Genomic DNA, 1,953 nt, shown 5'->3' with positions numbered 1-1,953 from the left:
TTATGAAAAGCTTTCCATAACGGCCAGTTCCGGGCGTTCGCAATGATGCGGGTGATCGTCCGCAATGAAGCGATGAACTGACTGACGATTCGCCGGGCCTTGGGTCTACCGCCCGGGAGCTCGATCCGTTTGACCCCTGCTGCCATCGACGATGCTTCGATCGCGCGTCATGCTCGGATGCTTTCACGGCTCTGGTTTTTCACGTTGCCCTGCGCAGTGACCGGTTCAGAAGCCACTTCGTGCTTTTTCTACTGACGGCGGATGGTCAGTTGCGATCGGGCGTGATGCGAAGCGGCGACGAACAATCTCGATATGGCCACGCAAGTCGTAAAGCTGATCCGTGAAGGCTAAGGGAATGCGGATGCGGCTGACTGTGCTCTCGATTCGCTCGATTTCCAGCAGCCTCTCAGCCATATGCGCACCGCCCGGATCTGCGTCGATGGCGGCCTCCAACAGCTTGAGTTGCTCGTACCAGTAGAGTAGTCGCCGCCGAACGTTCCACTTATAAAGCATCGGCAAGAAGTGAAGCAACGGAAGCCCGAGGGCAACGCCCGCCACGAGCAGCGCGACGGCTCGCTCCGCATGCACGATCAGCCACAAGGGCAGGTATCGCTGCATCAGTGATGGTCCGTTCTTGTAAAAGTCGGCTGCACTCCCGGCTAATGGATAGTCCGAATCAAAAGAACGCGGAAATTCGCGTGCCCCGTGCAAGAGGCCGGGTTCGCCGTGGACTTCGCTCATCGCCTGTAACAAGAGAGTGACGATTGCTGGATTCAGATCGCTGCGCACCAGCACGCTGACCGTCGTGGCCACCAACTGGATGTCAGTCGGCGGAATGTTTCTTTCGATGTCGATCACTCCTTGCGGCAATACGAGCCGAGCCAGACTCGGGAATAGACGGGTATATGCCTCCGCCGTTGGAAAGCTCATGAGCCTTACACGAGGGTCGCGTAGCAATCCCTGCACTGCCGCAGTCTCGGCGGCGCCCTGGACCCATGCTATGTCCACCGTTCCGTTGACCAGCGCGTCCATCGCGTCGCGCCCTGCCAGGGGGACCAGCGTCGCACGTTCGGACGTCACGCCCGCCTTGCCAAGGATGCGCTCCGCCAGAACTCGCGTGCCGCTGCCCGCTGGTCCCACGGCGATTCGCTTGCCCTGCAACTGCGTCAACCTTTCGATAGGCTCCGGCGCGACGTAGAAAACCCAGATCGGCAGATAGTCGACGGTGCCCATCGACAACAGGCCGGGCGAATGTGTGCCGTCGGACACTCCGCCCGCGACGAAGCCAATTTGAACGCCGGCATTGGGATCTTGCAGGAGCCGCAGATTCTCTACGGCCCCTTCGGTCTCACGCAAATCCAGCCGCACCTTCGAGCGGGCGAAAATGTCCTTGTATCGCAGGCCGAAGTATTCGAAGCTCGCACCCTTGAACGCGGTCGCGATGACCACCCGCGACGGCGGCGTCGGGATGAAATAGAGCAAGGCGAGCGATACGATCCCCAGGACGACAACTATCCCGATTGCTGTTGTGATCGGTCGCTTGCGAGTGAACTCCCACATCGGTTTCAAACTCCAGATTGCGAGCGCTCGACCGTGACACCTGCCCCCACTCGGCCGGGAACGAGCGTGTGGATGAACTACAGTTACTACCCGCGCAGATTTGCCGGGCATGATCTGCGCCCGCGTCGAGGCATGTCAATGAAAATCTTTGACTCCGCAGGCTATACAGCCGCAGGCGGACTTCCGCCGAGAAGGACTGAGGGCCTGTACCTGCGCGAAGAAACGCATCCCGGCCTGTGCTGGATGCCACTGACGGTAAAACCCCGCCCCCGTTGCCGGCGTAGTCAGCGGTAGAGCGGCAGCATCCCAAGCGGTGGACACAGTCCCGGGAAACGGCAGTCAGTTCATCGCTGCATTGCAGACGATCACCCGCCGATCGCCAATGCCCGCAAC

1 protein-coding gene is annotated in these 1,953 nt (G+C 60.3%); it reads right to left on the bottom strand.

Annotated elements, in window-relative coordinates; genetic code table 11:
• Positions 1 to 225 precede the first annotated feature (225 nt).
• The gene (locus HB681_RS37545) at positions 226 to 1,560 is read right to left on the bottom strand and encodes a TAXI family TRAP transporter solute-binding subunit (RefSeq protein WP_213959974.1); all 1,335 of its coding nucleotides are present in this window, start codon (positions 1,558 to 1,560) and stop codon (positions 226 to 228) included.
• Between the last annotated feature and the right edge of the window lie 393 nt (positions 1,561 to 1,953).

The sequence above is a fragment of the Variovorax sp. dw_954 genome (assembly GCF_018449755.1).
Taxonomy (GTDB): domain Bacteria; phylum Pseudomonadota; class Gammaproteobacteria; order Burkholderiales; family Burkholderiaceae_C; genus Variovorax.
This window is presented reverse-complemented; position numbering and strand designations above follow the sequence as displayed.